The 22,919-nt window shown below is 70.4% G+C and carries 20 protein-coding genes and 1 tRNA gene; 18 read left to right on the top strand and 3 right to left on the bottom strand.

The annotated features are described in order from the left end of the window. Nucleotides 1-40: 40 nt before the first annotated feature. From atpE to IPL40_06525, 4 genes are all read left to right on the top strand, one after another. Entirely contained in the window at nucleotides 41-403 is a 363-nt protein-coding gene (gene atpE, locus IPL40_06540) for an ATP synthase F0 subunit C (protein MBK8480816.1), read from the top strand. A 130-nt stretch (nucleotides 404-533) separates the two neighbouring features. Beyond that, nucleotides 534-911, top strand: a complete 378-nt coding sequence (locus IPL40_06535; GenBank protein ID MBK8480815.1) for a VOC family protein — start codon at nucleotides 534-536, stop codon at nucleotides 909-911. A 306-nt stretch (nucleotides 912-1,217) separates the two neighbouring features. After that, nucleotides 1,218-2,690 (top strand): IPT/TIG domain-containing protein, encoded by a 1,473-nt coding sequence (locus IPL40_06530; protein MBK8480814.1) that lies wholly within the window; start codon nucleotides 1,218-1,220, stop codon nucleotides 2,688-2,690. 163 nt (nucleotides 2,691-2,853) lie between these two features. Next, complete coding sequence (locus IPL40_06525; GenBank protein ID MBK8480813.1) at nucleotides 2,854-3,471, top strand: acyltransferase; 618 nt, start codon at nucleotides 2,854-2,856, stop codon at nucleotides 3,469-3,471. 142 nt (nucleotides 3,472-3,613) lie between these two features. On the opposite strand, the gene trxB is transcribed toward IPL40_06525, so the two are convergent. After that, nucleotides 3,614-4,558, bottom strand: coding sequence for a thioredoxin-disulfide reductase (gene trxB / locus IPL40_06520; protein MBK8480812.1), 945 nt, complete (start codon nucleotides 4,556-4,558; stop codon nucleotides 3,614-3,616). Between the two features lie 3 nt (nucleotides 4,559-4,561). Beyond that, nucleotides 4,562-6,379 carry a glutamine--fructose-6-phosphate transaminase (isomerizing) gene (gene glmS, locus IPL40_06515; protein ID MBK8480811.1) on the bottom strand — a complete coding sequence of 606 codons (1,818 nt, stop codon included), beginning with the start codon at nucleotides 6,377-6,379 and terminating at the stop codon, nucleotides 4,562-4,564. A gap of 219 nt (nucleotides 6,380-6,598) precedes the next feature. Here glmS and IPL40_06510 point away from each other — a divergent pair, with 219 nt between their 5' ends. The 14 genes from IPL40_06510 (at nucleotide 6,599) to IPL40_06445 (ending at nucleotide 19,296) form a co-directional block, all read left to right on the top strand. Continuing rightward, nucleotides 6,599-7,504, top strand: coding sequence for a 4-(cytidine 5'-diphospho)-2-C-methyl-D-erythritol kinase (locus IPL40_06510; GenBank protein MBK8480810.1), 906 nt, complete (start codon nucleotides 6,599-6,601; stop codon nucleotides 7,502-7,504). Between the two features lie 399 nt (nucleotides 7,505-7,903). Then, nucleotides 7,904-7,975, top strand: a tRNA-Gln gene (locus tag IPL40_06505). A 21-nt stretch (nucleotides 7,976-7,996) separates the two neighbouring features. Continuing rightward, entirely contained in the window at nucleotides 7,997-8,941 is a 945-nt protein-coding gene (locus IPL40_06500; GenBank protein MBK8480809.1) for a ribose-phosphate pyrophosphokinase, read from the top strand. A 115-nt stretch (nucleotides 8,942-9,056) separates the two neighbouring features. Continuing rightward, nucleotides 9,057-9,785, top strand: a complete 729-nt coding sequence (locus tag IPL40_06495) for a 50S ribosomal protein L25 (GenBank protein ID MBK8480808.1) — start codon at nucleotides 9,057-9,059, stop codon at nucleotides 9,783-9,785. After that, on the top strand, nucleotides 9,785-10,387 hold the full coding sequence (locus IPL40_06490) for an aminoacyl-tRNA hydrolase (protein MBK8480807.1): 603 nt from the start codon (nucleotides 9,785-9,787) through the stop codon (nucleotides 10,385-10,387). Before IPL40_06495 ends, IPL40_06490 begins: the two co-directional genes overlap by 1 nt. Nucleotides 10,388-10,555: 168 nt before the next feature. Next, nucleotides 10,556-11,230, top strand: coding sequence for a 30S ribosomal protein S6 (gene rpsF, locus IPL40_06485; GenBank protein MBK8480806.1), 675 nt, complete (start codon nucleotides 10,556-10,558; stop codon nucleotides 11,228-11,230). Next, complete coding sequence (locus tag IPL40_06480; protein ID MBK8480805.1) at nucleotides 11,230-11,655, top strand: 30S ribosomal protein S18; 426 nt, start codon at nucleotides 11,230-11,232, stop codon at nucleotides 11,653-11,655. The genes rpsF and IPL40_06480 overlap by 1 nt, the downstream gene beginning before the upstream one ends. An 11-nt stretch (nucleotides 11,656-11,666) precedes the next feature. Continuing rightward, on the top strand, nucleotides 11,667-12,125 hold the full coding sequence (locus tag IPL40_06475) for a 50S ribosomal protein L9 (GenBank protein ID MBK8480804.1): 459 nt from the start codon (nucleotides 11,667-11,669) through the stop codon (nucleotides 12,123-12,125). Between the two features lie 60 nt (nucleotides 12,126-12,185). Beyond that, nucleotides 12,186-13,529, top strand: a complete 1,344-nt coding sequence (dnaB, locus tag IPL40_06470) for a replicative DNA helicase (protein ID MBK8480803.1) — start codon at nucleotides 12,186-12,188, stop codon at nucleotides 13,527-13,529. 93 nt (nucleotides 13,530-13,622) lie between these two features. Beyond that, nucleotides 13,623-14,312 (top strand): deoxyribose-phosphate aldolase, encoded by a 690-nt coding sequence (deoC, locus tag IPL40_06465; GenBank protein ID MBK8480802.1) that lies wholly within the window; start codon nucleotides 13,623-13,625, stop codon nucleotides 14,310-14,312. Between the two features lie 82 nt (nucleotides 14,313-14,394). Next, the gene (locus IPL40_06460) at nucleotides 14,395-15,603 is read left to right on the top strand and encodes a phosphopentomutase (GenBank protein ID MBK8480801.1); all 1,209 of its coding nucleotides are present in this window, start codon (nucleotides 14,395-14,397) and stop codon (nucleotides 15,601-15,603) included. Continuing rightward, nucleotides 15,597-16,943, top strand: a complete 1,347-nt coding sequence (locus IPL40_06455; GenBank protein ID MBK8480800.1) for a thymidine phosphorylase — start codon at nucleotides 15,597-15,599, stop codon at nucleotides 16,941-16,943. The genes IPL40_06460 and IPL40_06455 overlap by 7 nt, the downstream gene beginning before the upstream one ends. A gap of 35 nt (nucleotides 16,944-16,978) precedes the next feature. Next, nucleotides 16,979-18,439 carry a NupC/NupG family nucleoside CNT transporter gene (locus IPL40_06450; protein ID MBK8480799.1) on the top strand — a complete coding sequence of 487 codons (1,461 nt, stop codon included), beginning with the start codon at nucleotides 16,979-16,981 and terminating at the stop codon, nucleotides 18,437-18,439. A 20-nt stretch (nucleotides 18,440-18,459) separates the two neighbouring features. Next, on the top strand, nucleotides 18,460-19,296 hold the full coding sequence (locus IPL40_06445) for a purine-nucleoside phosphorylase (protein MBK8480798.1): 837 nt from the start codon (nucleotides 18,460-18,462) through the stop codon (nucleotides 19,294-19,296). A gap of 49 nt (nucleotides 19,297-19,345) precedes the next feature. Here the strand turns inward: IPL40_06445 and mfd are convergent, their stop codons facing one another. Next, nucleotides 19,346-22,903, bottom strand: a complete 3,558-nt coding sequence (mfd, locus tag IPL40_06440) for a transcription-repair coupling factor (protein ID MBK8480797.1) — start codon at nucleotides 22,901-22,903, stop codon at nucleotides 19,346-19,348. Nucleotides 22,904-22,919: the final 16 nt, after the last annotated feature.

The following is a 22,919-nucleotide window of genomic DNA, read 5'->3' as shown; positions in this document are numbered from 1 at the left end:
CTACTGCAAGCTCAGACGAATCAGACGAAGGAGTACGGGGATGACGAAGCGCACACGCAAGGGACTGGATAAGGGACTGGGCAAGGGATTGGGCTCGGCCCTCGCCGGGCTGCTGGTGATGCTGGTCGGCCGCTTGGCCTTCGCGGCCGACGGCGGCGCGGCCGACAACGAATACACGATGAAGGCCTTCATCGGCATCGCCTGCGGCCTCGGCATCGGCATCGCCGCCTTCGGTGGCGCGCTCGGCCAGGCCCGGGCTGCAGCCGCCGCGCTCGAGGGCATCGCCCGCAACCCCGGTGCCTCGGGCAAGATCTTCACGCCGATGATCCTCGGGCTGGCGCTGATCGAGTCGCTGGTGATTTACGCGCTGGTGATCGCCTTCATGCTGCTGGGCAAGATCTAATCGCGGTGCGGGCTCAGGGCGCCGCGCGCGTTGCGGCGGGCCCGTGGCGGCGAGGCAAGCCCGCCTAGGCTAGGTTTCCGGCTTTGACGAACCGGCGGCCCGACGACGGTCGCCACCCGGAGGTGCCGAGATGGCTGCGCCCCAGAATCCCGTTGGTTGGTTCGAGCTTCCCGCCCGCGATCTCACGCGGGCCAAGGCCTTCTACGAGCATGTCCTCGGGATCGAGCTCGAGCTCAAGGAAATGGGCCCGCTGAAGATGGCTTGGTTCCCCTGGCAGAAGGACGCCAAGGGCGCGGCCGGGACGCTGGTGCAGGGCGCTGGCTTCGAGCCGTCCCACGCCGGCACCCTCGTCTACCTCCAGGTCGCTGACATCGAGGCGACGCTGGCGCAGGTGCAGGCCCGGGGCGGCAAGACGCTGCAGCCCAAGACCGACCTCGGCCAATACGGCTTCATTGCCCACTTCGAGGATAGCGAGGGCAACCGCGTTGCCCTGCATGCGATGCAATAGCCGCCCGAGGAAGCTCCGATCGACGCCGAGCGGCCGATCCAGCTCGCAGCCCTCAGGCCACGAGGAGTGCGTCGTCCTGAGGGACCGCCTCTCGCAGTCGGGGCGGCCCGACGCCGAGGGCCTCGGCCCGTGGCTTGACGCTGGCCTGCGAGCAGGGCTAAGTGTTCCCCCTCGGTACGAGCGTCAAACTCGGAAGCAACTCTCAGGGCTGCGCCCGCGATACGCGTTGGAGTGGCCGCTCTTTGCGCGCCTGGGCGCCGCAGCTTGAAGGGAGTCAGCATGACCACGCTAGGGGGAAGCCTCACCATGAAGATGCATCAGGGCTCGGTGCTTCGGTCGATCGTCGACGTATTTGCCTTGGGCCTCGTTTGCGCCGCCCTCCTTGCCGGCCCGAACCCTGCTGAAGCGCGCTTCAAAAGGCGCGCCCGCGAGGGCTATCTGGTGGAGCGCCGCGCCCCAGCCGCGCCGAGCACGCCCCAGCCCGAGGTGGTCGACTACGCTCCGAAGAGCGGTCCCGCAGGCACCGTCGTGACGGTTTCTGGCCGCCAGCTGGATGGCGTCGCGAAGGTCCTGCTCAATGGACAGCAGCTTCCGCTGCTCAGCCTCGCGCCGCGGGTGCTGACCGTGCGCATTCCGGCGGGCGCCAGCTCGGGCGCGCTGCTGATCATCGCCCGCGACGGCCGGACCATCGTCGTCGGGGCCTCGTTCCAGGTGCCGGCGCCGACGGCCCCACCGCCGGTCGTCGCCCCGCCGGTCGTTGCCCCGCCGGCCGAGGAAGCGGTGGTCATCGCCGCCTTCAACCCGGACCGTGGCCGCGTCGGTGACCTCGTCACCCTCGAGGGCCGCGGCTTTCTTGCCTCCGATCGCGTATGGATCGGCGCGGCGGAGTGTCCGGTGCGCGCCATCGCCGCCAGCCGCATCGTCGTGCAGGTGCCTGTCACGACCTCGAGCGCGACCTTTCGGGTCCAGCGCGACGGCCGCGACGTCGCCGTGTCTGCTGGCCGCTTCGCGCTGATCGTGCGCGACGCTGTCATTACGGGCTTCAGCCCGCGGCGCGGACCGGCCGGCACCGTGGTTCGAATCACCGGCAAGAACTTCCTCCCCACCGACACCATCTACCTCGCCGATACGCCGCAGCCGATTCGCGCGCGCGGATCGGACTGGGTCGAGGTCGTGGTCACGCCGGGCGTCAGCTCGCCCTTCCTGGTGGTTGGGCCGCGCAAGACCGTTCGCGCCGCCTCCGAGCACGGCTTCGTGCTTCCGGCCGACGCGGTAGCCCCGCCCCTGACGGCGATTCGCGACTTCAGTCCCCAGCAAGGACCGGCGGGCACGGTTGTCCGGATCACCGGCAGCGGCTTCCTGCCGACGGACAACGTCTACCTCGCCGGCACGCCGCAGCCGATCCGCGCGCGCGGATCGGACTGGATCGAGATCGTCATTGTGCCCGGTGCCAGCTCGCCCTTGCTGCTGGTCGGGTCGGATAACAGCGTGCGGGCCAGGTCGTCTTATGGGTTTATCGTGCTGCCCCCACGGCCCCAGGTGCAGTTCAGCTTCTCGCCCACGCGCGGCGCGGCGGGCACCGAGGTCACGCTCGCCGTCACGCCCGCGCAGCCACGCGCCAGCGTCTACTTCAACGGTCGACCCCTACCCAAGGCGGTCGTGGACGGCGGCGCGGGGCTGCGGGTCAGTATTCCGGTCGGCGCCATGACCGGGAGCTTCGAGCTCGTCGTCGACGGTCACGCCGTCCGCAGCAGTCAGATCTTCACGGTCACGCGCTAACGCTTCGTCGCAGGCCGGGCGGGCGGTTGCAGGGATGGGCAGCTTGAAGCGGCTTCAGCGGCTCCCGGAGGTCGTGGCGGCCTTCGGCGTTGTTCCCACCCTCGAGCGCTTCGTCACGCGCGAGGTTGCGGCCTGGCTGCGCGCGCGCCTCTACGTCGGGCGGATGACCGGCTGCGGCGCTGATCTGCGCGCCTACGGCGCGGCCACCGTGTATCGCGATGGCCACTCTGTCCTCCGCTGCGGGCGGCACGGACGGCTCTTCGAGGGCGCCGAGCTGCGCAGCGCGCGCGAGAGCTCGCGCACGCCGGCGGCGAGCCTCGAGCTCGGCGATCACGTCTTCGTCAAGCGCGGGGCCTGCGTCGTCGCCAAGTCGGCGCGCTTGCAGGTGGGGAGCCATGTCGCGATCGGCGCACGCGCGACCCTCCTCGCCACGCACGCCGAGATCGTCATCGGTGATTACTGTCGCCTCGCCGGTGACGTCTTCGTCTCGACCGCCAACCATCGCTTCGAGGACCCCACGCGCCCGGTTATCCAACAGGGTTTTCGCTACCAGCCGGTCGTGATCGGGCGGGACGTCTGGATCGGTCAGCGCGCGATCGTGCTGCCCGGCGTGCACCTCGGTGATGGCAGTATCGTCGCCGCTGGCGCGGTCGTGACGCGCGACGTACCCGCGCTCGCCGTGGTCGCCGGCGTACCGGCGCGCGTGATCAAGCAGCGCGGCAGTGATTGGCCCTCGGAGCGCCCTCTCGCCGAAAGCTCTGCCGAAAGCTCTGCCGACTAGTCGAGCGTGGTCGGCCCGCGCCGAGCGCCGAGTATGCTGCGCTGATCGCGGTGCTGAGACCGCGCGGTGCTGGTGAGGCGCTTCGCGGTTGGGCGCCGAGCGCCGCGGCGTCGCTCCGACGCTCTCGCTCGAGCGGTGGCGCTCAGCCGGCATGCTCGGCGAGCCAGCGCTCGCAATCGATGGCAGCCATGCAGCCCATGCCGGCAGCGGTGATCGCCTGGCGGTAGACCCGGTCGATGACGTCACCGGCAGCGAAGACGCCCGGGATCGCCGTGCGCGCACTTCCGGCCTGGACCTTCAGGTAGCCCAGCTCGTCGGTCTCGAGCCAGTCGATGAAGGGCTGGGTGTTCGGCTGGTGGCCAATCGCCACGAAGAGCCCGTTGCAAGGCAGCTCGCTCTCCGCGCCGGTCTGTACGTCCTTGAGGCGCAGGCCGCGCAGCCCGCCCTGCGCCGGGTCGCCCAGCACCTCGCTGACCACGGTGTTCCAGCGCGGCGCGATCTTGGGGTGGTCGAGCGCGCGCTTGCGCATAATCTTCGAGCCGCGCAGCTCGTCGCGGCGATGGATCAGGGTGACCTTGGTGGCGAAGCGCGTGAGGAAGAGCGCCTCTTCCAAGGCGGTATCACCGCCGCCGACCACCGCGACCTCTTTGCCACGGTAGAAGAAGCCGTCGCAGGTCGCGCAGGCGGACACACCGTGACCGAGCAGCCGGCGCTCGGACTCGAGGCCGAGGTACTTGGCTGAGGCGCCGGTGCAGATGATCACTGCGTCGGCGCTCCGCGCCTGGCCGTCAACGTAGAGCTGGAAGGGCCGCTGTCCGAAGTCGACGCGATCGACCACGCCGCCGACATACTGCGCGCCGAAGCGCAGCGCCTGCTGGCGCAGCAGCTCCATCATGTCCGGACCCTGGATGCCCTGCGGGAAGCCGGGGTAGTTCTCGACCTCGGTCGTCGTGGTGAGCTGCCCGCCCGGCTGGAGTCCGTCGATCACCACCGGGGCCAGCTCGGCGCGCGCGGTGTAGAGCGCCGCGGTGTAGCCGGCGGGTCCGGTGCCGATGATGGCGACGGGACTGTGAGGGGTCGTGGTCATCGGCTACTCCACTGTCACGCTCTTGGCCAGGTTGCGCGGTTGGTCCACATCCGTGCCGCGAAGATCAGCGATGCGGTAGGCCAGCATCTGCAGCGGCAGCACGGTCAGCAGCGGCTGCAGCGCCGGGCGAACGTGAGGGATCTGGATCACGTCGTCGACCAGCTCGCCGATCTCGCTGTCGCCGCGCGAGGCGATCGCGATCACCTTGCCCTGCCGCGCGCGCACCTCAGCCAGGTTGTTGATGATCTTCTCGTAGCCCGAGCCCTGCGGGGCGATCACGACCACCGGCATGTGCTCGTCGATCAGCGCGATCGGGCCGTGCTTCATCTCGCCCGCCGCATAGCCCTCGGCGTGGATGTAGGAGATCTCCTTGAGCTTGAGCGCTCCCTCGAGGGCAATCGGGTAGTTGATGCCGCGTCCGAGGAAGAGGAAGTCGCGCGCCATCGCATAGCGCCGGGCGATCACGTTGATCGTGGCGTGATGGTCGAGCACCTCCTTCATCTGCTCGGGGATCGCCAACAGCTCGCCGATCAGCTCCTTGGCCTGGTCGACGCTCAGACGGCCGTTGCGTCGGCCCAGATGCAGCGCCAACACGATCAGCGCCGCGAGCTGCGTGGTGAAGGCCTTGGTCGAGGCCACGCCGATCTCGGGGCCCGCGTGCGTATAGAGCACCCCGCGCGATTCGCGCGCGATCGTCGAGCCGACGACGTTGCAGATGCTGAGCGGGGTGGCGCCACGCTTGACGCCCTCGCGCAGCGCCGCCAGCGTGTCGGCCGTCTCGCCGGATTGCGAGATCGTCACCAACAACTCGTGCTCGCCGATGATCGGTTCGCGGTAGCGAAACTCGCTCGCCAGGTCGACCTCGACCGGGATGCGGGCCAAGCTCTCGATCAGCTGCTTGCCGACGAGCGCGGCGTGATACGAGGTGCCGCAGGCGACGATCGTGACATGGCGCGTCTGTCCGAGGTCGAGCCCTTCGGCGTCGACAAAGGCGTCGCCGCTGGCCTGCGAGAGCCGGTCGCGGATGGTGTCCGTGACGGCGCGCGGCTGCTCGTGGATCTCCTTCAACATGAAGTGCTTGCAGCCGCCCTTTTCGGCGAGCACGGCGTCCCAGAGGATTCGCTCGGGACGGCGGTCGACCGGCCGCCCCTCAGCGTCGAAGATGCGTACCGTCCTGCCGACGACGGCGACCTCGTGCTGCTCGAGCGAAATGATGTCGCGCGTGCGGTTGAGGATTGCGGGGATGTCGGAGGCGACGTAGTTCTCGCCCTCGCCGACGCCGAGGATCAGCGGCGCGTCATGGCGCGCGGCGATCACCTGGTCGGGCAGGCCGTCGATCAGCACGCAGATCGCGTAGGCCCCGGAGACGCGGGCGAGCGCGGCGCGCACCGCGGCGAGTGGCTCGAGCCCACGGCCCAGCTCGTCGTCAACCAGGTGCGCGACGATCTCGGTATCCGTCTCCGAGGCGAAGCGGTGGCCCGCCCCCTTCAGCTCGGCGCGCAGGGCGGCGTGGTTCTCGATGATGCCGTTATGCACGACGGCGACCCGTCCGAACTTATGCGGATGCGCGTTCTGCTCGGAGGGGCGCCCGTGGGTCGCCCAGCGCGTGTGCCCGATGCCGACCGTGCCCTGCGGCGCCTGCTCGTCGAGCAGCCGCGCCAGGTTGTTGAGCTTGCCCTCGGCGCGCAGGATCGTCGTGCGGCCGCCCGCCATGATCGCCGTGCCCGCTGAGTCGTAGCCGCGGTACTCAAGCCGCCGCAAGCCGTCGAGCAGAATCGGTGCGCAACGCTCCGAGCCAACATAAGCCACGATACCGCACATTCTGAACGCTCCTTCTCCGCGATCGCGCCGGTAGCACCGGGCGCACGAGGCCGCCCCCGCCCCGAGGGCGGCGGCATGATAGCCCACCGCGTCGTCTGCAGAAAGGCGACGCCGCGCTCCGCCCCGCGGCCCACTGCCCAGACAGCCCAGGCGTTGACAAGCGCGCCTTCCCTCCTAGAGTACGCGCGCCGGCCCGGCTGCCGGCGAGGAAGCCGACCGATGTCGCCAACTCTGGACCTCACGCTGCGCGCTCCCGCCAAGATCAATCTCTCGCTGCGGGTGCTGGGGCGTCGCGCCGATGGCTACCATGAGCTCGACAGTGTCTTTGTGCCGCTCAGCCTCGCCGATACGATCGAGCTGCGCTGCGAGCCGGCGACGCGGACGACGATTACCTGTGTCTGCCCCGAGCACCCCGAGCTCGATGGGCTACAGAACCTCGCTGCGCGAGCGGCGCAACGCTATCTCGATGCCATTGGTGTGCGCGCGGCCGTCGGTCTGCGCCTCACCAAGCGGATCTGGGCCGCGGCCGGTCTCGGTGGTGGTTCCAGCGACGGGGCCGCCGTCCTGCGGGCGCTCGATGCCCACCACGCCGCCCTCGGGGCCGGGATGGCGCCGGCGGCGCTGGCGGCGCTGGCGCTCGAGCTGGGCGCCGACCTGCCCTTCTTCTTGCAGCCGCGGGTCGCGCGAGCGCGCGGCGTCGGTGAGGCGCTGACGCCCTTTTCCGGCCTGCCGCCGCTGCATCTGGTGCTGCTCAATCCGGGGCTGCCGCTCCCGACCGCCGCGGTCTACGCTGCCCTCGGCCTGGCGCGCGGCGAGCGTGCGCCCACGCCGCCGACGCTCGTGCCGCCGACGGGATCCTTGACCTCGGTCCTGCCCTGGATCACGAACGATCTCGAAGCGCCCGCGATCCGGCTCTGTCCCCCGGTCGCCGACCTCAAGCGGCTGCTCCACGCAGCGGGCGCTCATGCGGCCTCGATGACCGGCAGTGGCCCAACGGTTTTCGGCCTCTTCGAGAGCGCCGATCGGGCTCGCGCCGTGGCCGCCGAATTGGCAGTTTCCGCAGGTATTCCGGCGCTTGCCGTGCGTGCCGGCGAGCTTGACAGCGAGGCAAGCGATCCCCTATAAGCGTGCGCGGCAGGCGTCGGGGCGTTTGCTTCGGTGGCGCGCCGCCTCTCGGCGGCCGGGTTGTTGGGCGGCCATCTTCGGCGCCTGGGCCTCGTAGGTTCCGGTCTTTGGGGTTCCGGTCTTTGGGGTTCCGGTCTTTGGGGTTCCGGCCTTTGGGGTTCCGGCCTTTGGGGTTCCGGCCTTTGGGGTTCCGGCCTTTGGGGTTCCGGCCGTTGGGGTTCCGGCCGTTGGGGTTCCGGCCTTTGGGGTTCCGGCCGTTGGTGCGGTCTGGCAACCATCGACGGTTCGGCAGCCGAGGGCGCAGGGCACGTCCGGCGGGTTGCCGCTCTTGGGGTTGCGCTGTGTGGTTAGCGTCTCTGGGATTGCGTCTCTGGGATTGCGTCTCTGAGATCGCGTCTTTGGGGCGTCGACAAGCGGTAAGTCAGCGGATTTTGATTCCGCCATTCGCAGGTTCGAATCCTGCCGCCCCAACTCGGTCGTAGGAGCTTGGCCATGCTCAGGTCTATCGCGATCTTCACCGGAAATGCGAACCGGGCGCTGGCTGAGGAGATCTGTCGGCACATGGAGGTGCCGCTGGGCGCCGCGCGGGTGACCGAGTTCTCGGACGGCGAATCCTTCGTCGAGATCGGCGAGAACGTGCGCGGCGCCAACTGCTTCGTCGTGCAGCCGACCTGCTCCCCCGTCAACCAAAACCTGATGGAGCTGCTGGTGATGATCGACGCGCTCAAGCGCGCGTCGGCCGGCTCGATCATCGCAATCGCTCCCTACTTCGGCTACGGGCGCCAGGACCGCAAGGTCAAGCCCCGCACGCCGATCTCCGCCAAGCTAGTTGCGGATCTGATCACGGCTGCGGGCGCCAATCGTATGTTGTCGATGGACCTCCACGCCGGACAGATCCAGGGTTTCTTCAATATCCCCTTCGATCACCTCTTCTCGATGCCGGTCTTGATCGACTACCTGCGCGAGCGCCTCTACGGGCAGGAGGTCGTCGTCGTCTCGCCGGATGCCGGCGGCGTCGAGCGCGCGCGGGCGTTCGCGAAGCGGCTCGGCGCCTCGCTGGCGATCATCGACAAGCGGCGCGACGCGCCGAATGTCAGCCAGGCGATGAACCTGATCGGTGACGTGCGCGGCAAGGATGCGGTGATCGTCGACGACATGATCGACACCGCAGGCACGCTGGCGCAGGCCGCCGAGATCGCGATGGCGAATGGCGCCAATCGCGTGCTGGCGACAGCGGCGCATGGCGTGCTTTCTGGTCCTGCGCTGACGCGCATCGCGGCCTCGCCCTTGTCGGAGGTGGTCATCACCAACTCGATCCCGTTGGCGCTCGGAAAGCCCGGGACCGAGAAGCTCAAGGTGCTTTCGGTGGCCAAGCTCCTGGCCGAGGCGATCAAGCGCATTCACCACGGAGACTCGATCAGCTCGTTGTTCATGTGAGGGTTTTGACCTCGGGGCGGTGCCTCGGAGGGCATGAGCGGCGAGATCGTTTGCTTGCCCGCGCGGGGCGATGAGAGCCCTCCGGCAGGCGATTACAGGATGGGCAGGTGTACAGATGATTGACATGCATGTCGGCAAATTGACGGCGGCGCGACGGACGGGGCGGGGCACGGGGGTGGCGCGAAAGCTGCGCCAGCAGGGCCTGGTGCCCGCGGTGCTCTACGGCGCCGGTGGCGAGAGTGTCGCCTTGGCACTCAGCCCCGCGGAGCTGCACGCCGCGCTCGATCCCGAGAAGCGCGAGAATACGCTGATCGCCCTGACGATCGAGGCTACCGCCGACGCTGGAGCCGCAGCAGGCGGAGCCGCCGAGCAGGAGCAGGTGCTGCTGAAGTCCTATCAGGTCAACCAGCTCAGCCGAGCGGTGACGCACGTCGACTTCATCCGCGTGCGGCTCGATAAGCCGGTGCGGGTGCGCGTGCCCCTCGTGCTCGAGGGGCGGCCCGAGGGCCTGGTGCTCGGCGGCGTCCTCAATCAGGTCTTCCGCGAGCTCGAGGTCGAGTGCCCACCCGACAAGATCCCGGCGCGCTTCGTGGTCGACGTTAGCCCCCTCAAGGTCAACGACCTCTTCGCTGTCGGTCAGCTCGCCCTACCGGAGGGTGTACGGGTCCGTATGCCAGCCGAGCAGACCCTGGCCAGCGTGATGGTGCCCCGGCGCGGCGCCGAGACCGACGCGGCGGCCGCCGGGACGGCTGCCGAGGGCGCGGCCGAAGGCGGAGCGGCGGCGCCCACAGCCGCTGCGGCCTCGTCGAGCCCGGCGAAGGGTGGCGGCAAGAAGGCCTCCTGATCGTGCGCTGGCTGGTCGTCGGCCTGGGCAATCCGGGTGGCCGCTACGCCGAGAGTCGGCACAACGTCGGGTTTCGCGCCGTCGAGCGCCTGGCCTCGGATGCAGGCTTGACCTGGCGCGGCGCGCCGCGCCTCGATGCCGACGCCGCGGTCGGGACCCTCGCCGGGGGGGCCGCCGCGGTCCTGCTCAAACCGCTCACCTTCATGAACCTGAGCGGTCAGAGCGTCGGCGCGGCGGCGCGCTTCTACCGCGTCGAGCTCAGTCAGCTGCTGGTCCTGCACGATGACATCGACCTGCCGCTCGGCCGGCTTCGCGTCAAGCGCGGGGGCGGCGACGGCGGCCATCGTGGCATTCGTTCGATCATCGAGCTGCTGGGCAGCGGGGACTTCTTCCGCGTGAGGATCGGCGTCGGACGCCCGCGCGTCGGCGAGGTCGTCGATCACGTCCTCGGCGGCTTTCAACCCGCCGATCGCCCCCTGCTCGACCGCCTGCTGCTCCGCGCTGCCAACGCCACGACGCTGTTGCTGCGCGAGGGTCTCAGCGCCGCGATGAACCGCCACAACCGCGCAGCCGACGAGGATCCGACGGCCCCGGCTGATTGATCGCGCGGCGGCGCAGCGCGGACTTGCCTTTTTCTCCAGGGAGCGGTATCGGACACGCTCTCAGCCGGGCCGCCACGCAGCGCAGCTCGGCCGCCGTCTCGCATGGTGCGAGCGCGCGACTCCTTGCTCCCGTCACGAACGGGGGCTCAATAACCGTGGGGAGGACCAATGCTGCAATCCATGCGCGATCAGCCAGGAACCCAGCGCGAGTACGAAACGATCTACATCTTGCGCCCGGAGGCGACGAGCGAGCAGCTCCAGCAGGCCAACGAGCGCATTCGCGAGGTGATCGAGAAGTCCAGCGGCAAGCTGCTGCGGGTGGAGAACTGGGGCAAGCGCAAGCTCGCCTATGAGATCGAGAAGCACCACAAGGGCATCTACCTCTACTGGCGCTACCTCGCACCACCGCAGCTCGTGGCCGAGGTCGAGCGCAACCTGCGGCTGATGGATCTCGTGATCCGCTACCTCTCGATCAAGGTCGACGCCGACGTGGATCCCAACGCTCGGCCCTCTGACGTGACCGGCGAGACCTTCGTCGCGGCCGCGGAGACGCGCCTCGACGAGGAGGACTACTACCTCGGTCGCGCGGCTGATGATGACGACAGCGACGGCGAGCGCGGTGAGGGTGACGACGACGACGAGGGCGAGGACGACGAGGTCCGCCCGCGGAAGCGTACGGTCGCCCCCAGCGAGAAGCCCGCGGCAGCCGCGGCGAGTGCGGAGGCCGGCGAGGCTGATGCGGAAGCCGCGAGTGCGGAGAAGGTCGACGCCGACGGGGCTGAGCAGCCCGCGGATGATGCATCCGGCGCAGCGGCGACGAGCGCCGATGGGGAGGAAGCGTAATGTCCCAACAAACAGGCTCACGCGGTAGCACCGGCGGTGGCAGTTACGGCGGCGGTGGCGGCGGCGGCGGTGGCGGCGGCGGTGGCGGCGGCGGTGGCTACGGCGGCGGTGGCGGTGGCTACGGTGGCGGTGGCTACGGCGGCGGTGGCGGCGGTGGCGGCGGCGGCGGTGGCGGCGGCTTTGGCGGTGGTGGTGGCCGTCGGCGCAGCTTCGGGCGGCGCAAGGTCGACCGCTTTCTCGCCGACCCGAGCCTGATCATCGACTACAAGGACCCTCAGCTGCTGCGCAACTTCATCACCGAACGCGGCAAGATCGTGCCGCGGCGCATCTGTGGCAATAACGCCAAGCACCAGCGCCAGGTAGCGCTGGCGATCAAGCGCGCGCGCATCCTCGCCCTGATGCCGTTCGCTGTGACCGGGAAGTAGGAGCGAGTCCGATGCAGGTCATCCTACGCGAAGATGTGGCCCATCTGGGCCAGAGCGGGCAGGTTGTCGAGGCCCGACCCGGTTTTGTGCGCAACTATCTGATCCCACGCGGGCTCGCGGTGGCGGCGACGGGCTGTGGCCTGCGGCAGCTCGACCACGAGAAGCGCGTCATCGCGACGCGTGAGCAGAAGCTGCAACGGGACGGAATGGCGCTCAAGTCCAAGCTCGAAGCGCTGACGATCAACATTGCCCGCCAGGTCGGCAAGCAGGCCGGCCAGGAAGAAAAGCTCTTCGGCTCGGTCAGCAACGCCGATATCGCGACGGCGCTGGCGAGCAAGGGCGTGACGGTCGATCGCAAGAAGATCCAGGTTGCCGAGGCCATCCGCACCCTCGGTCTCCATTCGGTCACGGTGCAGCTCGGCAAGGGCCTGACGGCCGCGCTCAAGGTTTGGGTCGTCGCGGCAGAGTAGTCCTGTGCGCCCGGGACGGCCGAAGAGCGCGCGTTACCGCTGACCGGGAGCTCTTCGCCCATGGTGACCGCGCGCGCCCTGCCCCATAACGCCGACGCGGAGGCCGCCGTCATCGGCGGCATTCTGCTCAATCCCCGCGAAGCGCTGCAATTGGCGATCGACCTGGTCGACGCGCCGGACTTCTATGTGCCGGCGCATCAGGAGATCTTCGCCGCGATGTTGCGGCTCTCCGAGGCCGGCAAACCGATCGACATCATCACGCTCGAGGAGCAGCTCCGCGCCGCCGAGAAGCTGGAGAAGGCCGGCGGGGCCGCGCGCCTCGCGGAGCTCGCGACCCGCGTGCCGACGGCGGAGAACATCGCCTTCCACGCCAAGATCGTGCGTGAGAAATCGACCCTGCGGCAGCTCATTCAGGGCGTTACAGCGATCGCCGGTGAGGCCTACGGCGAACCGGAGAGCGTCCCCGAGTTCCTCGATCGCGCGGAACAGCGCGTCTTCGAGCTCGGGCAGCGCACCGCGCGCAGCGGCTACGTGCTCGTGCGCGAGCTGTTGGTGAATACCTTCACCACCCTCGAGAAGCGCTTCGAGAAGAAGGAAACCCTCACCGGCGTGCCGACGGGCTTCCCTGAGCTCGATCACATGACCGGCGGGCTACAGCGCTCCGATCTGATCCTGATCGCGGCACGGCCGAGCATGGGCAAGACGGCGCTTTGCCTCAACGTGGCGCAGAACGCCGCCCTCGCCCATCGCGTGCCGGTGTTGCTCTTCTCGCTCGAGATGAGCTCGGAGGCGCTGGTCGAGCGCCTGCTCGCCTCGGAGGCGCGCGTCGAAGCCGGGCGCCTGCGCGCCGGCAATCTCGATGGGGAGGACTGGAACAGCCTGACGCGGGCCGCCGGGCGCATCGCCCAGGCGCCGATCTGGATCGACGACAGTGCTTCGCCGACCGTGCTGGAGATCCGCGCCAAGGCGCGGCGCTTTCGCGCCGATCGGTCGATCTTCACGCACGATGACCAACTTGGACTGATCGTCGTCGATTACCTGCAGCTCGCGCGCGGTCGCGCCGGCACGGAGAGCCGAGAGCGCGAGGTGGCGGAGATCAGCCGCGGCCTCAAGGCGCTCGCCAAGGAGGTGCGGCTGCCGGTGGTGGCGCTCTCGCAGCTCCGACGCGCCGCCGAGGATCGGCGTGACGGCAAACCCCAGCTCAGCGATCTGCGCGAGTCCGGCGCGCTCGAGCAGGACGCCGACGTGATCATGTTCATCCATCGTCCGCCGCGCGAGGACAGCCCGGAGCGCAGCGCCGAGGCCGAGCTGATCATCGGCAAGCAGCGCAACGGACCGGTCGGCTCGATACCCATGGTCTTCCTCGGCAAGTTCACCCGCTTCGAGAGTCGGGCGCGAGAGTAGGGGTCGATGGCGGAGAGCGAAGCGCAGGCGCTGCAGATCGCGAGGGTGACGGCCGCGCTCGGGGCCGCGCTCGGTCAGCCGCTGATCGCCGCGATGCCGCCGCCCGCGCTCTCGGTGCCCGCGCTGCTTCCGAGCGATGCCCAGAGCCTGGCCGCCTTGATCGATCACACCCTCTTGCGCCCCGAGGCGACGCGGGCCGAGCTGCGGCGGCTCTGTGAAGAGGCGCGTCGTTTGGCCTTTGCGGCGGTCTGCGTCCATGGGCCGCACGTGGCCAACTGCCGTGAGCAGCTCGCCGGAACGCGCGTGCGCGTCTGCGCCGTCGTTGGCTTTCCCCTCGGCGCGTGCGGTACGCAGGTCAAGGCCTTCGAGGCGGCGCAGCTCGTGCGCTGGGGGGCGCAGGAGCTCGACATGGTGATCGACCTCGGCGCGCTGCACGATCGCGACGACCGCGTCGTCCTCGACGACATCCAGGCGGTGGTGCGGGCCGCGCGGCCGGCGACAGTCAAGGTCATCATCGAAACCGCGTTGCTCGACGAAGAGCAGAAGGTGGTCGCCTGCCTGCTGGCGCGCCTGGCGGGCGCGCATTGGGTCAAGACTTCGACGGGCTTCGCCGCCGCCGGCGCCACCGTCGCCGACGTTCGGCTGATGCGGCAGGTCGTGGGCGGCGCCTTGGGGGTCAAGGCGGCCGGCGGTATTCGTTCGCGCGCTGCCGCGCTGGCGCTGATCGCCGCTGGCGCCACGCGCTTGGGCACGAGTATGGGTCCGGCGATCGTCGCCGAGTGACGGTCGCGCTTTGCGCTTTGCGCTTTGCGCTTTGCGCTTTGCGGGTCGCGGGTCACGGGTCGCGGGTCACGGAATGGGGTCGATGGCCACTTCTCCAGCGAAGCTCGCGCCGCCTGCTAGCCGGCAGGCCAGCCGCGTCGTGTTGTTGGTGCTCGACAGCTGCGGCTGCGGCGCGGCGGCCGACGCCGCCGCGTATGGGGATGCCGGCGCCGACACGCTCGGGCATACGGCAGCCGCCGTCGGCGGCCTCGCCCTGCCGGCGCTCGAGGCGCTCGGGCTAGGTCGCGCGGCGGCGCTGCAGGGGGTCGCCGCGCGCGAGCATGTGCGCGCCGCCTTCGGTCGGCTGCAGCCGCGTGCGGCCGGCAAGGACACGACGACGGGTCATTGGGAGCTGGCGGGGCTGGTGTTGGACCAGCCCTTTCGCACCTTTCCAGCCGGGTTTCCTACGGCGCTGATCGACGCGTTCATCGCCGCGACCGGACGACCGGTGCTCGGCAATCGCCCGGCCTCCGGAACAGAGATTATCGAGGAGCTCGGACCAACTCAGCTCGCGACCGGAGCCTGGATCGTCTACACGAGCGCCGATAGCGTCTTTCAGATCGCCGCTCACGAGCAGCGCATCCCGCTCGCGGAGCTCTACGCCGCCTGCGAGCGAGCGCGTCGCCTCTGCGACCCGCTGCAGGTCGGTCGCGTGATCGCGCGTCCCTACGTCGGCGAGCCCGGCAGCTTCGCGCGCACCTACAATCGCCACGACTACGGCATGCCCCCGCCCAGTCCAACGCTGCTCGACGCGCTCAGCGCGGCCGGCGTGCCGGTCGTCGGGGTGGGGAAGATCGGTGACATCTTTAGCGGTCGTGGACTCAGCCGCTCCGTGCGCACGGCCGGGAATCGAGACGGCATGCAGCAGACCACGCGCGAGCTCGCTGCGCTGACGCATGGACTGATCTTCGTCAACCTGATCGACTTCGATGCGCTCTATGGCCACCGGCGCGACGCTGCTGGCTTTGCGCTCGCCCTGCGTGAGTTCGACGCGGCGCTGCCCGCGCTGCTGGCGCAGGTCGGCCCGGAGGATCTGCTGCTGATCACCGCCGATCACGGCAATGACCCGACCTTTCACGGCAGCGACCATACCCGCGAGCAGGTGCCCGTGCTGGCCTACGGACCCGCCCGCGCGGCGGGTCGCGATCTGGGCCTGCGCGGGAGCTTCGCCGACGTGGCAGCCACGATCGCCGAGGCCCTCGGTGTGGCGCCGCCCCCGACGGGGAGCAGCTTCTGGAGCGCGCTATGCTAGGCCCAGCCGAGCGCGAGCCGCCGGCGCCGCTCTCGACTCCGGTGGTCGAGTTGATTCGCGCCAAACGCGACGGTCAGCGCCTCGACGCGGCCCAGCTCGAGGCGTTGATCACCGGTGTGACGGCCGGGACGGTGCCCGACTATCAACTCGCGGCCCTGCTGATGGCGATCTACTGGCGCGGGTTGGACTCAGAGGAGCTGTCGGCGCTGACGACCGCGATGCTGCATTCCGGGCGTGTCGCCGACCTCTCGGCGATCGCGCTGCCCAAGATCGACAAGCACTCGACGGGCGGCGTCGGCGACAAGATCTCGCTCTGCCTCGCCCCGCTGGTCGCGGCCTGCGGGGTCGCGGTGCCGATGATCTCGGGTCGTGGGCTCGGCCATACGGGTGGCACGCTCGACAAGCTGGCGGCCATCCCCGGGCTGCGCACGGATCTCGACCTCGCCCGCTTCGCCGCCGTGCTGGCCGGCGCGGGTCTGGTGCTGGCCGGCCAGAGCGACGAGCTGGCCCCCGCCGACCGACGCCTCTACGCGCTGCGCGACGTGACCGCGACCGTCGAGTCGATTCCGCTGATCGCCGCCAGCATCATGTGCAAGAAGCTGGCGGCCGGCATCGACGCGCTGGTGCTCGACGTCAAGGTCGGCAGCGGCGCGTTCCTCAAGGACCTCGAGCGGGCGCGTGCGTTGGCCGACGCAGCGCAAACGATCGGCGCGGCGGCAGGCAAGCGCGTGACTGTCGTGCTCAGCGACATGAGCCAGCCGCTGGGGCTCGCGATCGGCAACGCCAACGAGCTGCGCGAGGCCATCGAGGTCCTCCAGGGGCGCGGACCGTCCGACGTCTGGGCGCTGACGGCAGCGCTCGGCGCGGAGATGCTGCTGCTCGCCGGCGTGGCCAGCGATCTCGCGCAGGCGCGGGCGCGCCTGGCGCAGGCGCGGGCGGACGGCAGCGGCCTCGAGCGGCTGCGGCGCTGCATTGCGCTGCAGGGGGGCGATGCGCGGGTGGTCGACGATCCCCGACGCCTGCCGATCGCCGACGGCGCGCGTGAGCTGCGCGCCGAGGAGGCGGGCGTGCTCGTCGCGCTCGATTGCGAGGCGATCGGCCGGGCCGCCGTGCGACTGGGCGCGGGTCGCCTGCGACTCGACGACCGGATCGATCCGGCGGTGGGATTGAGCTGGCAGGTACGGCTCGGCCAGCGGGTGGCCCGCGGCGAGGTGCTGGCGATCCTGCACCACCGCGATGAGGCGCGAGCACGCGCGGCCGAGGCTCTGCTGCGGCCGGCGCTGATCTGGGCCGAGCAGCCCTGCAGCGTGCCGCCGCTGATTCACGAGGTGAGGCGATGAAGCGCGGGACTGCGCTGCGGGCGGCGAGGCTGCCGATGGGGACGTTGCTCGCGCTCTCGCTGCTGCTCACGGGCGTTCTGGCGCCGGTCGCCGCGCGGGCGGAGGGTGCGGGAGGGGCGTCGGCGGGTTCAGTGGCGAGCGTCGCGGCGAGCAGCAGCGGCTCGAGCTTCCTGCGCCGCCAAGGGGGCAGGCTGCGGCCGCCGAGCGGCGGGAAGTTCGCCCGCCTGCGCGGCCTGCTCGGCTACGCCGTCGTGCTCGGCCTGTGCTGGCTGCTCTCGGTCAATCGGCGCGGCATCCGCTGGCGGCCGGTGCTGTGGGGACTGGCGCTGCACGCGCTCTTCGCGCTGATCGTGCTCAACCCGCTCGTCGGCCAGCTCTTCTTCGACGGCGTCGACCGCGGGATCCGCGGGTTGATTGGTTTTGCGCAGGCGGGGATCGAGTTCGTCTTTCAATCGACCGAGGCGCACGAAGTGCGCCACGCTGACCCGCACAGCGGCGTGCTGATCGCCGAGACCTTCGTCGGCCGGATGAGTCCGGCGCTCAAGTCGCTGGCCTTCGCGGTGCTGCCGACGATCATCTTCTTCTCGGCCTTGACCGCGCTGCTCTACCACCTCGGGGTGATGCAGTGGATCATCAAGTACCTGGCTCGCGGGATGATGCACATGCTCGGCAGCAGCGGCGCCGAGACCCTCTCCTGCAGCGCCAATATCTTCCTCGGTCAGACCGAGGCACCGCTGCTCGTGCGCCCCTTCGTCGCCGGCCTGACGCAGAGCGAGCTGATGGCGGTGATGGTCGGGGGCTTCGCCACGGTCGCCGGCGGGGTGATGGCTGTCTATGTGGGCATGCTCCAGTCGCTGCCAGGCATCGCCGGTCACCTGATGACGGCCTCCTTCATGGCGGCGCCCGCGGCGCTGGCGATCAGCAAGCTGATCTACCCGGAGACCGAGCAAGCCGTGACCGCCGGCGGGGCCGAGGTGCCGGTCGAGCGACCCGACGCCAACATGATCGAGGCCGTGGCCCGTGGCGCGAGCGAGGGGATGACGCTGGTGCTCAACATCGCCGCGATGCTGATCGCCTTCGTCGCGATGATGGCGCTCTTCAACGGCCTGCTGGGTCTCGTCGGTACCAGCTTGCAGCAGCTCTTGGGCGCGGCGCTGGCGCCGCTGGCCTGGACCCTGGGGGTGCCCTGGCCTGAAGCGCCGGCGGTTGGCCGGCTGCTCGGCGAGAAGCTGGTGCTGACCGAGCTGCTGGCCTATCTCGATCTCAAGGCCATGCTCGACGCGCCGACGCCGGTCTTGAGCGCGCGCTCGGCAGTGATCGCCTGCTACGCGCTCTGCGGCTTCGCCAACGTGGCCTCGATCGGGGTCCAGCTCGGCGGCATTGGGGCGATGGCACCGGCGCGTCGCGCCGACCTCGCGCGCCTGGGCTTTCGTGCGATGCTGGCCGGGGCGCTGGTCTCGTGTCTCTCCGCCGCGCTCGCGGGCATCCTCGTCTAGGCGAGGCTGAGGAGCTACCGATGGCGCTATGGGATCAGGTGCAGGCGGCGGCGGCGGCGATTCTGGCGCAGGTGGCGCCGCTCCGACCGCGGCTGGGAATCGTGCTCGGCTCGGGCTTGGGGGCCTTCGCCGATCGGCTGGAGGCGGCGGTCGCGGTGCCCTACGCGGCGCTTCCGGGCTGCGCCCAAAGCACGGTTCAGGGCCACGCCGGGCGGCTGGTCGCGGGCCGCTGCGCCGGCGTGCCGGTGTTGGTGATGCAGGGGCGCGTCCACCGCTACGAGGGCCATCCCTTGGCGCAGGTCGTCTTGCCCGTGCGAGCCTTGGTCGCGGCGGGCTGCAGCACCCTGGTGCTGACCAACGCCGCTGGTGGCATCCGCGCTGACCTCGCGCCGGGACGCCTCGTGCTGATCACGGACCACCTCAACCTGGTCGGCGACAATCCGCTGCTCGGACCGAACGACGAGCGGCTCGGGCCGCGCTTCCCCGATCTGAGCGAGGCCTACGATCTGACCTTGCGCGCCGCGGCGCATCAGGCCGCGCACGCAGCAGGGTTGACGCTGGCGGAGGGCGTCTACGCCGCGCTGAGCGGGCCATGCTACGAGACCCCGGCCGAGATCCGGATGCTGCGCACCCTGGGTGCCGATGTCGTCGGCATGTCGACGGTGCCCGAGGTGATCGCGGCGCGGCATATGGGCGCGCGGGTGCTCGCGCTCTCTTGCGTCGCCAACGCGGCGGCTGGCCTCGGCGGCGCGCTCTCGCACCTCGAGGTGATGGAGGTCGTCGGTCGGATGGAGCAGGCGGTGACGGCGCTGCTGACCCAACTCGTCGGGCGCCTGGCGAGCCACGACCCGAGCTGACTGGCCGAGCGCCTCTGGCGGCGCGCCACGGCGGCCGGTTGTCCTCAGCTCAGCGGCTGCTGGCGAGCAGCGTGTGAAGGATGCGCTGGGCCGCGGCGAGCGGTTGGGGCTGCTCGTCAGGCCGCAGCCTGCGGCTCAGTCGCGCCGGCCCGAGCAGGCGGAAGCCGCTCTCCGGCGCCGCGACGAGCTGCCGGATGCGCTGGCTCGAGAGCGGAGTGTCGGCCTCGAGCGTCAAGGCCAGCCGACCGGCGCCGAGGTCGACGACGCGGGCGCGTAGGCGCGCCGCCAGGCCCTTGATCACCATCAGCTGCCCGAGGGCGTCGACCTCGCGCGGCGCCGTACCGTAGCGGTCACGCATCTCGGCGAGGATGTCGCCGACCGCCGCCTCGTCGCTCGCGGCGTGGCTCAGGCGCTGATAGAGTTCGAGGCGCTGGCCGGTGTCCTCGACGTAATCGTCGGGGATGAAGGCCGCGATTTGCGCGTTGATCTCGGGGTCCGTCTCGCGGCGAATCGGCTGCCCTCGCAGCTCGGCGACCGCTTCCTCGAGAATGCGCGCGTAGGCGTCGAAGCCGACCGCGGCGATGTGGCCGGACTGCCGGTCGCCCAGTAGGTCGCCCGCGCCGCGCAGCTCGAGGTCGTAGCTCGCGATCGAGAAGCCGCTGCCGAGCTGCGTGAACTGCTGCAGCAGCTCGAGCCGCACGCGGGCCTCGTCGCTCAGCTCCCCGAAGGGCGGCAGCAGCAAGAAGCAGTAGGCGCGCAGGTGGCTGCGACCGATGCGCCCGCGCAGCTGATAGAGCTGGCTGAGGCCGAAGCGATCGGCGTGGTCGACCAGCATCGTATTGGCGCGCGGAATGTCGAGCCCGGCCTCGATGATCGTCGTGCAGACGAGCACATCGAAGCGGCCGGCGACGAAGTCGAGCATCACGCGCTCGAGCCGCCGCGCGTCCATTTTCCCGTGGCCGATCACGAGCCGCGCCTCCGGCACGAGCTCGGCCACGCGCCGCGCGCACTGCTCGATCGTCTGCACCTCGTTGTGGACGAAGAAGACCTGGCCGCCGCGCCCCAGCTCCTTGCGGATCGCGTTGGCGACGACGGCGTCGTCCCAACGGCAGAGCACCGTGCGGATCGCCAGCCGGTCCTGCGGCGGCGTGGTGATCACCGAAATCTCGCGCAGGCCTGCCAGGCTGAGCTGAAGCGTCCGCGGGATCGGCGTCGCGGTCAGCGCCAGCACGTCGACCTGCGTTCGCCAGCGCTTCATCCGCTCCTTGTGGACAACCCCGAAGCGCTGCTCCTCGTCGAGCACCAGCAGCCCGAGCTCGCGGAACTGCACATCCGCGGAGAGCAGGCGGTGTGTCCCGATGACGATGTCCACCCGTCCCGCCGCCAGGTCGGCGAGCACCTGGCGCAGCTCGCGCGTCGACCGAAAGCGACTGACCGACTCGACGCGCAGCGGGTAGGGCGCCATCCGCTCGCGAAAGGTTCGGTAGTGCTGCTCGACGAGCACCGTCGTCGGCGCCAGCACCGCCACCTGACGGCCAGCGGCCGCGACGAGATACGCAGCCCGCAGCGCGACCTCGGTCTTGCCGAAGCCGACGTCGCCACAGACCAGGCGGTCCATCGGCCGCTCACTCGTCAGGTCCGCGAGCGTGGCCTGGATCGCCTGCAGCTGGTCGGGTGTCTCGGTGAAGGGAAAGGTCTGCTCGAAGTCGATGAAGTCGGGCCCGGGCGCTGGATAGGCATGCCCCGTCAACGCGGCGCGTTGGGCGTAGAGCTGCAGCAGCTCCTCGCCGATGCGCCGCACATCGCCAGCAACCTTGCGCTGCTTCTTCTGCCAGGTGCTGCCACCGAGTCGGTCGAGCCGCGGCGCGCCGCCCTCCGAGCCGACGTAGCGGTGCACCTGGTGCATGCGATAGACGGGCAGATAGAGCCGGTCGCCGCCGGCATACTCGAGCAGCAGAAAGTCGCTCTGCACGCCCGCCACCTGCAGCTGCACCAGGCCCTGGTAGCGGCCGATGCCGTGCTCGCTATGCACGACCGCGTCGCCCAGGCGCAGCTCGCGCAGGTCGGCGCGCGCGCCGCCGGGCTGGGCTCGTCGCGGCGCCTGTCGCGTCGTCTTGGGGCCGAAGATCTCGTCGTGGGCGATCACGACCCAGCCACCGGGGAGGCGAAAGCCAGCGCTGAGGTGCCCGTGGCGCAAGTAGATCTGCGGCGCGGCGGACTCGGGTAGCGGAGCGCCGCGCGCGCCAAGCGCGCCGGGTGTCGGCGCCGGCAACTCGCGAGGGCTCAGCCCGTGGGCCTCGAAGAGCGCGCGCAGCGTCTCGCTGTGGCTCGCATCACCGGCGGCGATCAGCACGGGACGGCCCTCGTCGCGCAGCGCCTCCAGATCGCGGGTCAAGGCCGTGATGATCTCGTCGCCGCGCGCCGCGCGGGCGCGCTTGAGGTGGGCGATCAGCTCGGCGTTGTCGCCGGCGACGAGGCTGAGGGCGTGATCGCCAGCCTGCGTCGTCGCCCGCACCTCGAGGCGCGGCTCGGCGGCGCTCGCGCTGGCGATGGCCTCCTCCGCGCTGAAGAAGGCCGCTGGAGGGTAGGCCAGGCGCCCGGCGGCGAGGCGCTGCCGATAGAGCTGCTCGTGGTGCTCGAGTTGCTGGACGAAGGTCTGCTGCAGGGCCTCGGGATCGACGAGGACCCAGCAGACGTTCGCGGGCAGATAGCGCCAGAGGGGAACCAACGCCGCGCAAAACGCGGGGGCAAGCGTGGCGGCGCCGAGCAGCGCGTGGCCGTGCTCGATCTCGTCGAGCAGCGCGCGGGTCGCGCGCGTTGGATGGTGCAGCTCGTCGGCAAGCGCCAGCAGCGCGCCGCGCACGTCGTGCCCGGCGGGGCGCAGCAACTCGCTCACCGGATGCACCAGCACCTCGTCGCAGCGTCGCAGCGTGCGCTGGGTCGCTGGATCGAAGAGTCGGAGCGACTCGATCTCGTCGCCGAGAAGCTCGAGCCGCGTCGGGTAGCGATATAGCGGCGGGAAGAGATCGACGATCCCGCCGCGCACGGCGAAGGTCCCAGGATCATCGACGACGGGACAGCGCTCATAGCCCGCGGCGACGAGCTGCGCCAGCAGCGTATCGCGGTCGACGGTCGCGCCGACGGTCAAGCGCAACGAGAGCGCGGCCAGCAGCTGCGGCGGCACCACCTGGCGTTGCAGCGCTGGCGCCGAGCAGACGACGAGCGGATGCTCTCGCGCCAGGTCGCGCGCGCGTTGGAGCTGGAAGAGCGCCGTCATGCGCCCCAGCAGCGCGCCGCGGTCCGGGGCCATCTCTGCGTAGGGCGAGCTCGCGGGGGCCGGCAGCACAACCACCGCGGGCGTCGCGGTGGCGTCGTCACTGCTCGGCGCGCTGAAGAACGCGAGGTCGCCGCCGAGGGTTCGCGCGCCGTCGTCGTCGGCGGTGATAACGAGCAGCGGGCGTTGCGGCGCTAGCTGCGCGAGGCGCGTCAGCGTCAGCGCCAGCGGGGCGCCCTGCGCGCCGTGCAGCACGACAACGCGCGAGCCGGCGGCCAGCGCATCGATGATCGCCTGTTCGCGCTCCAGCCCAGAGGATCTCGAGGACGCCACGGCGCCGGAAGGTGCC

Source organism: Pseudomonadota bacterium (assembly GCA_016711215.1).
Taxonomy (GTDB): Bacteria; Myxococcota_A; Polyangia.
This window is presented reverse-complemented; position numbering and strand designations above follow the sequence as displayed.